The sequence below is a fragment of the Chitinophaga sp. SVR4-12A genome (assembly GCF_056754765.1).
Genome location: NZ_JBPGWP010000003.1, coordinates 1 through 7,549, shown reverse-complemented (window position 1 = coordinate 7,549; position 7,549 = coordinate 1). Strand labels below are relative to the sequence as shown.

General features: G+C 67.4%; 6 protein-coding genes and 2 pseudogenes. 4 read left to right on the top strand and 4 right to left on the bottom strand.

Annotation, left to right across the window (positions count from 1 at the left end; genetic code table 11):
* Nucleotides 1-976 precede the first annotated feature (976 nt).
* Nucleotides 977-1,375: a hypothetical protein gene (locus ACR9Y8_RS31170; RefSeq protein WP_481217237.1), complete on the bottom strand. Its 399-nt coding sequence runs from the start codon at nucleotides 1,373-1,375 to the stop codon at nucleotides 977-979.
* 83 nt (nucleotides 1,376-1,458) lie between these two features.
* Between ACR9Y8_RS31170 and ACR9Y8_RS31165 the strand changes: the two genes are divergently transcribed.
* The 4 genes from ACR9Y8_RS31165 (at nucleotide 1,459) to ACR9Y8_RS31150 (ending at nucleotide 5,394) form a co-directional block, all read left to right on the top strand.
* Nucleotides 1,459-1,920 carry an N-6 DNA methylase gene (locus ACR9Y8_RS31165; RefSeq protein WP_481217236.1) on the top strand — a complete coding sequence of 154 codons (462 nt, stop codon included), beginning with the start codon at nucleotides 1,459-1,461 and terminating at the stop codon, nucleotides 1,918-1,920.
* A 618-nt stretch (nucleotides 1,921-2,538) separates the two neighbouring features.
* Nucleotides 2,539-3,225, top strand: coding sequence for a type I restriction endonuclease (locus tag ACR9Y8_RS31160; RefSeq protein ID WP_481217235.1), 687 nt, complete (start codon nucleotides 2,539-2,541; stop codon nucleotides 3,223-3,225).
* A 487-nt stretch (nucleotides 3,226-3,712) separates the two neighbouring features.
* Nucleotides 3,713-4,375 (top strand): hypothetical protein, encoded by a 663-nt coding sequence (locus tag ACR9Y8_RS31155; protein WP_481217234.1) that lies wholly within the window; start codon nucleotides 3,713-3,715, stop codon nucleotides 4,373-4,375.
* Entirely contained in the window at nucleotides 4,372-5,394 is a 1,023-nt protein-coding gene (locus tag ACR9Y8_RS31150; RefSeq protein WP_481217233.1) for a hypothetical protein, read from the top strand. Before ACR9Y8_RS31155 ends, ACR9Y8_RS31150 begins: the two co-directional genes overlap by 4 nt.
* Here ACR9Y8_RS31150 and ACR9Y8_RS31145 read toward each other — a convergent pair.
* The 3 genes and pseudogenes from ACR9Y8_RS31145 to ACR9Y8_RS31135 form a co-directional block, all read right to left on the bottom strand.
* Complete coding sequence (locus ACR9Y8_RS31145; protein WP_481217232.1) at nucleotides 5,370-6,554, bottom strand: short-chain fatty acid transporter; 1,185 nt, start codon at nucleotides 6,552-6,554, stop codon at nucleotides 5,370-5,372. The two genes, ACR9Y8_RS31150 and ACR9Y8_RS31145, sit on opposite strands and share 25 nt — an antisense overlap.
* A gap of 4 nt (nucleotides 6,555-6,558) precedes the next feature.
* A pseudogene (locus ACR9Y8_RS31140) lies at nucleotides 6,559-6,762 on the bottom strand (TIGR00366 family protein); the annotation flags it as partial.
* Between the two features lie 233 nt (nucleotides 6,763-6,995).
* Nucleotides 6,996-7,507: pseudogene (locus ACR9Y8_RS31135) on the bottom strand (UbiA family prenyltransferase).
* Nucleotides 7,508-7,549: the final 42 nt, after the last annotated feature.

Sequence of the window (7,549 nt, the reverse complement as noted above, 5' to 3'; positions counted from 1 at the left end):
CCGGGTCCCGCTGCATCATTCCGAATGGTGCAAAACGCACATTTGACGTGCGAATTCCTGCCGCGCATGGTTCGCCCCATGAACAATCATCGTCGCAGTACGAAGCTCTCGCGACATCGCCAGCATCCGCCAGGGACATCCGTTCCGGGGTGCAATCACCGCCTTCCCGGATGGGCCGGTCCGGCGTGATCCAGTTGAAGAACCTGAGCGCATCGGGCGTGCACAATCCGTGCGATCTGCTGCGTACGCGGCTGCACCCGCGCAAGGCGCCGGACTGGGTCCAGGAGGGCGACGTCCTGCTGCGCCGCGCGCGGCGCCCATCCACTCGCGGTGCTGCTGTGCAACCCACCCGCCGACACGAGTCTGCGGCCCCCGCCTGTGTCGTCATCCGTGTGAGCGACCGCGAACGGATCATGCCCGCCTTCCTCGCGTGGCAGCTCAACCAGGAAGGCGCACCAGGAGTACCTGCGCCGGCAATCCGCGGGATCACGTCGCAGCAGACCTCCGCAAGGCAGCCATCGAGGAGTTGCGCGTGCAGCTGCCGCCCCTGCTCCTCCAGCAACGCATCGTGTCCATCGCGCGGGCAGCGCGGCTCGAGAAGCTTCACTGCGAGCAGATGATCGCCGCAAGGCGCCAGGAGGTCGCCCGCTATGCGGCGCACATCCTGGACGAGCGGCCACGATGACCGCGTGCGTCAGGGCTTCCCCTGATTATCTGAATTTTGGATATCCGAACCGTGGACATACTGTTGGTGTCCGCTCTCAATCTGTACGCGGCCATGACCCACACCGATCCACAGTTCTGATCTTCCTGCTCCTCCAACCAATGTCACGTGCCGGCTGCGGCCAGATGTTCCCGCCACGCTCGCCGCCCTCGTCCACGCCCGCGACGCGCTCGATGGGGGAGAACGGCCCGACGCCGATACCTTCCTGGTCCTCTCGTTGCTGTTGCTGAGAGTGGCGAGCGACGCCACGTACTACGGCGGATACCCGGACATTCCGTACTCGCCGGGCGAGCCGCCGCGCTGCGTGCCTTGCACGCGTTGCCGCTCCAGGCCCGCTTCGACACGCTGATCCGGCAGCGTCATGCGGAAGGCGATCGCCTGAGGGTGATGAACGCGCTGCGCGTGTTCGCCCTGGCCAATCCGCGCAAGCTGGGTGGCCTGTTCCCGACGTTGAAGCTGGAAGATGCGCTGCCCGACGACCCGCTCGTGCGCGATGCCGTACTGCTGCAGGTGCTGGAGCGTCTTGCGCTGCCGGCATTGGACTTCCGCCAGCAGCGCGGGGTACCCCGTCCGGACGTTGGCGACGCGGTGGACGCTCTGCTTCCTGCGCAGGTGCCCGCAGGGGTTGCGCTGGCTGATGGCTGCGCTCACCCACCCCTGCGCGGATCAGGCGGTCTACGAATCCCAGCTGCCGGCAGGGGCCGTCCTGCGGGCAGCGGCCAGCTGGATGCGCGATGAGGAAAGTTCGATTGGCCCGGCAGGCCCAGGCCCGCTACCCACTCTATGGCCAGGAGGCGGACGCCATGCAGTCCGCGGTCGCTCGGCAGCGCCTGCTGCTGCAGGGCGCGGACACCCCGCGTCTCTTTGTCCGCGACCCGCTGGAGGAACCGCTGCTGCAGGACGGCGAACTGCAGCGCTTCCATGTGGCACTGGCGTGCCCGCCGCTTTCGCTGAAGTGGGCACCAGCGCAGGCCAGCCACGATCCCTACTTCCGCTTCCTGCAGGGCGTTCCGTCCCGGCAGTGGGCGCATGCCGCGCTGATCCAGCACATGCTGGCTACGTTGGAGCCGGTGCGTAGGGCGCATGGCGATCGTGGTGACCGCATGGCGTGCTGTTCCGCGATGGCGAGGAAGCGCCGCATCCGGCAGTGCTGGTTGGACGCGAGACCTGGTGGACATGGTGATCGGCCTGCCTGACCGGCTGTTCGCCGGTGCGTGGGTTGCGACCTTCTGTTGTTGCGCAAGGTGCGCCGGCATGACGCTGTGCTGTTTGTCGATGCGCGCGGCCTTGCCACGCGTGGGAGCGCGGTCCGCGGCTTGGTGATCAGGCGGCGCGCACCCTGCACCGCCTCTGCAGCGAGCGCAGAACCGTACCCGGCGTGGCGTATCTGGCCAGTTCCGAGGAGCTGGCCCGCAATGGCGGCAACCTGAGTGTTGCCCGCTATGTGCAGCCGGTGGCCCGCTGCCCCGCTGCGGATCTTGCCGACATTGCGCGCGCAGCGCGCCGAGCTGTCCGCGCGCGGTTCGTCGGCCCTCCAGGCGGCGTTGAATGCCGAGCTGGATGCGCTGGAGCGGGAACTGTCGGATCTGACCTGAAGCCGCCGCTGCAACGTCTCATCAATTGACCGAAGCTATCTCGATTGGAATATGCATCGAGAATGCGTTACGCGCTGCGCTCGCCGAACGCATGAAACGGAATGATGCACACAGCAACGGCAGCATTAGCTTCGTCCAGACTGGTGCCATGAACATCATTCGCCAGAAATTCGACGCTCTCTGCGTGCTTGTCTTCGGTTTACAACATGGAGGGCGCGCATGAACGCCCCCCACAGCAGGTTCGGCGTGCGCGATTCCGTGCTGGGTTGGCTGCGGCGGCTGGGCTGGAACCCTCTCGATGAGGCTGCGGTGGCGGCGTTACGCGGCGAACATCACAGCGCATTGCTGGAGAAGCGGCTGCTGCCGTGGCTGCGTCGCTATCGGTACGAGTGGGAAGGCGAGCGCGTGGCGCTTTCGCCCACTTCATTCGACCTGATCATTGCCGAGGCCGAAACGTGCTGCCACAGCCTGGATTGGGTGGCATCGAGCAGCGCGGTGCACCGGCTGCTGGTCCACGGCGTTCATACCGAACTGGAATTGCCCAATGGGCGCCGGATCTCGGTCCCGGTTCCGTTGATGGATTGGGAGCATGTGCAGCGCAACCATTGGGATGTGGCTGACGCGATGCGTACCGACCTGCGGTTGGCAGCGCCCGGAGATCCGTCCGACGGCCACGTTCGCGAGCTGGTCGGTTACGTCAACGGCATTCCCCTGGTGGTGCTGGCCTGCGTGGAGCGCGATGCGTACAAGCGATGGGGAACCGCAGAGGATGGCATCCGGCACCTGTTGCGCGGCCTGGGCAGCATGCCGATCAATCCGCCGGTGCAGCACGCGCAGCTGCTGCTGACCTGGACCGTCGTGGCGGCCGCCATGCCGCTGTCGGCACCCCTTCACATGCGTGGGTGAAATGGCGGGAGCATGGCTGGAGCCCGGCCGCGCAGACCCAGCTGCGCGATGCCGCGTTGCCCTTCTCCGATGTCCCGCTGGACCCACCGTGGGCCACGCATGCCGAACTGCTGCATGGCGTGCTGTCGCCGCCCGGTTCCTGCAGCTGATACGGCATTTCCTGCCGAGGGCCGAAGTGGCCGACGCTGTCTGGTTCGGTCCCACCAGTTCTTTGCGGTGCAGTGTGCGCTACAGGCACTAAGGACCCGCGACGCCAGCGGCCGTCGTACCGGCGGGCAGCTGTGCCTGGCACCCGGCAGCGGGCTGCAGCGGACGCGGCAGTGGCTGTTGCAGGCCATGCGGTCCGATGCGGCGTTCAGGCCGATTCGCGTGCTGCAGCCACTGACCCGGCTCACGCCGCCCCCGAGGACCGGCGCGCAGCGGCCTGGTCCACTGCCTGCTGACCAGCTCACCGAGTTCCTGGCCGGCGGGTCCCTCGCTGCATGAGGTGCCGCTGCGCATCCTGCGTGGTTGGGCGCGCAGGACCAGGCTGCCCGGCGCCGATGATGAAATGACCGCCACCGACGAAGACATCGTGCTGCTGGCGGATGCCGATTTCTGGGACAGCGATCCCGTCCTTCTGCGTCGTCTGCGCCGTTGCCTGCCGCAGGCGACCTGGCTGACGCTGGTGGCCGCACCGGTTACCGCACCGGTGCCCGGTCTTGACCCTGGCCCGAGGCTGTACGAGTATCTGCCCGAGCATGCCGTCGCCGATGGCGTGGTGGTGCAGGCATGGCGCGACGTCGGCCCGAAGCCCGAGGGGGATTCGCCCTCCCGACGCGTGGCCCAGGTCGCCACCGCCATCAGCCAGCATTTCCACGATCTGGTCCGGCTGGCGGAACGCGGCCTGCGCGGCGCGCTTCTGGTGAGAACGGTCCACCAGGCGTTGGACTACCAGCGCGCACTCGCGGTGGATGGGCGGTTGAAGACCCATGTGGCGGGCTTCGACAACCGCGGCCTGCCCATGGACCGCGGCTCGGAGCGCATCCCGCCGGAGGTGGAACTGGTGATCGTGCATGGTGAACTGCCGGCAACCAGGATGCGCGATGGGCCGTGCTGTATGTGGATCGCGCCCTCACTGCACCGGAGCGGCTGCGCGCGGTGGGCATGATCAACGCGCCGCATCCCGACAAGCGCACCGCCATGCTGGTGGATTTCCACACCGACGACCGCCCGGCGGCAGCGCCACCCGAGTGGCTGCCGTTGCCGGTGCAGGACAATCATCCGGCATTGGGCATACAGCGCCAACGCCTGCACAGCCTGCTGCCGGCCGATGCCGCCGAGGACTTCCACGCCTGTCGTGATTACCTCGTGCCGGACTGGGACATCGGCCCGCATGGCGATGACATCGACCTGCACCGGCACCGGCGCGACCTGCTGCATGGCCGGGTCACCGCGTTCGGGCAGCGGCTGCAGGTGGCCATCTCGGCCGAGACCGCACTGACCGGCAAACCATCGCTGCTGGGCGGACAGTACCGCGCCCTGCTGCACCGGTTCTCACTACTACGCGATGCGGTGAGCCGGCTGGCACTGGAGGACGATCGTTTCAACGCCGAAGACCGAAGGGTGCGCCACTGGGCGCGCGAGCAGGCCGCGCAGGTGTGTGAGCAGCCGATCGATTACCAGCTGCTGGGTCCCCTCGAGCCGGTCGAACCAACGGCGGCGCAGAGCGCCAACCAGCTGTACACCCGCCTGCGCCAGCGCCTGGAGGCAGGCGGCCTGGACGCTGATGCCGTGGAACGTGGCCGCACCACGTTGCGCCAGGTGCTGGTGGATTTCGACACCGCACAGGCGCGGTTTGCCGCGTTGCAGGCGCTGGAGCCTGCGCTGGAGGACCCACCGCAGGCCAGTGACACGAAGGCGCCGTCCTCGCGCGGCCTGTTGGTGCTGCGCAGCCTGTTCGACACCACGCTGAACACAGAAATGTACGAGCAGCTTGGTCGCCGGATCGACGCGTTGGTCGCCATCGGGCAGCAACAACCGCTGCACCAGTTCGACGCGTATGTTCGGGACCGGCTGGAGCAGATGCTGCGCGGCCACCTGCGGGACCCGCAGCTGGCGGCCGTGGTCCACGCCGTGGTGCTGTGCGGACCGCATTGGCCGTGTCACGGCATGACAGGGGGCACGTAGGTCAGGGTCATGCCAAGCAGCCACAGCAGGCCCAGCACCAGCGGGATGTGCACCAGCAACTGGATGAAGGTGAAGCCGACAATATCCCGCGCTTTCAGCCCCAGCACGCCCAGCAGCGGCAGCATCCAGAACGGGTTGATCAGGTTGGGCAGGGCTTCGGCGGCGTTGTAGACCTGCACCGCCCAGCCCAGATGCGCATGCAGTTCGTTGGCCGCCTGCATCACGTAGGGCGCTTCGATGATCCACTTGCCGCCACCGGAGGGCACGAAGAAGCCCAGCACCGCCGAGTAGATGCCCATCACCAGCGCGAAGGTGTCGGTGGTGGCGATGTGCACGAACACGGTGGAGAGCCGATGCGCCAGCGTTTCTCCACCACTGCCAACGGCATGGGTAAGGATCATCGCGATGCCGCCGTACAGCGGGAACTGGATCAGCACACCGGTGGTGCTGGGCACGGCCTTGGCCACGGCGTTGAGGAAGCTGCGCGGCCGCCAGTGCAGCAGCAGGCCCAGCGAAATGAACAGGAAGTTGTAGGTGTTGAGGTTGGCGATGGCGGTCACCACCGGCTTGCTGGCGAATTCGCTGAACAACCAGCCGAAGGCCAGCAGCGACAGCAGCACGGTCAGCAGCGGGCTGTACTCCAGCCATTCGCCGGCGCGCGTGCGCGGCGGCAGCAGTTCTGGTTCGGCCTGCGCGGCCCCGGCGAAATCGCTGGCGGTGCGTGCGGTGGCTGGACCGGGGGCGGTCAGCCACGCGATCAGCAGCGAGACCAGAATCAACGCGGCGGTAAGCGCGATGGACTGCCACAGGAAGATGGTTTCGGTGAAAGGCAGCACCCCGGTGATTTCCACGAGGCCGGGCGGCATGCTGGCCGGGTTGGCCTGCAGCTGGGCGGCCGAGGAACTCAGCCCCATCGCCCACACCGCGCCCAGGCCCAGGTAAGCGGACGCACCGGCGGCGCGGTAATCCATCTGCAGTTCCTGGCGGCGCGCCAGCGCACGCACCAGCAGGCCACCGAACACCAGCGAAAAGCCCCAGCTGAGCAGCGAGGCCAGCATGCTGATCAGGCCGACGTACACCACCGCGCCCCGGCCGGTGCGCGGGCACCCGCGCCAGTAGTTCGATGAAGCGCGCCACCACCGGGGCGGTGGCCACGGCATACCCGCCGATGACCACGAAGGCCATCTGCATGGTGAAGGGAATCAGGCTCCAGAAGCCGTCGCCGAACGCTTTGGCGGTGGCCTGCGGGGTGGCGCCGAAGCTCATGGCGGCCACTGCCACGATCACCACGCCGAGCACCGCGAACACATACGCGTCGGGAAACCATTTTTCCGCCCAGGCCGCCGACCGCAGCGCTGCGCGTGCCATCCAGCCGTCCCGTGCCGGCGCTGATGTGGTGCTGGCCATGCCCTACCCTCCCAGGTTCATTGGGGGGCAGTGTGCAGGAGGGGGACAAGGCTGTCAGTCACCTATTGGTAGCAACCCGATGTCACGAACGCGGCCGGAGCGCGGCGTCACGACCAACGGTCGTGACGTACCGGCCAGGCGCCAGCGCGCACGGATCGGGTAGCGCCCGACCGTTGGTCGGGCGACCCGGCAGCTCAACCCAGCGCCAGTGCCGCCGCAATACCCGCAAACAACGCCGCGCCCACCCAGTTGTTGTGCAGGAACGCCTTGAAGCAGGGGTCGCGCTCACGCTTGCGGGCGATCCAGAATTCGTAGGCAATCAGCCCGGCAGCCACCGCCACGCCCAGCCAGTAGTAAAGACCCAGCCCGCCGCGCACGCCCACCAGCGCCATCGTGCCGAGGAACAGCGTGTACAGGATTCCCTGGATCACCAGGTCCAGGTCGCCGAACAGGATGGCGGTGGAATGCGAGCCCATCTTCAGGTCGTCGTCGCGATCGACCATGGCGTACCAGGTGTCGTACGCGGTGGACCAGAGGATGTTGGCGCCATACAGCAGCCAGCCGATCACCGGCACTTCGCCCTGGATGGCGGCGAACGCCATCGGGATGCCCAGCCGAAGGCCATGCCCAGGTACACCTGCGGCAGGTGGGTGTAGCGCTTGAGGTACGGGTAGCTGGCGGCCAGGAAGATGCCGATGAAGCTCATGCCGATGGTCAGCGCGTTCAGGGTCAGCACCAGCGCGAACGC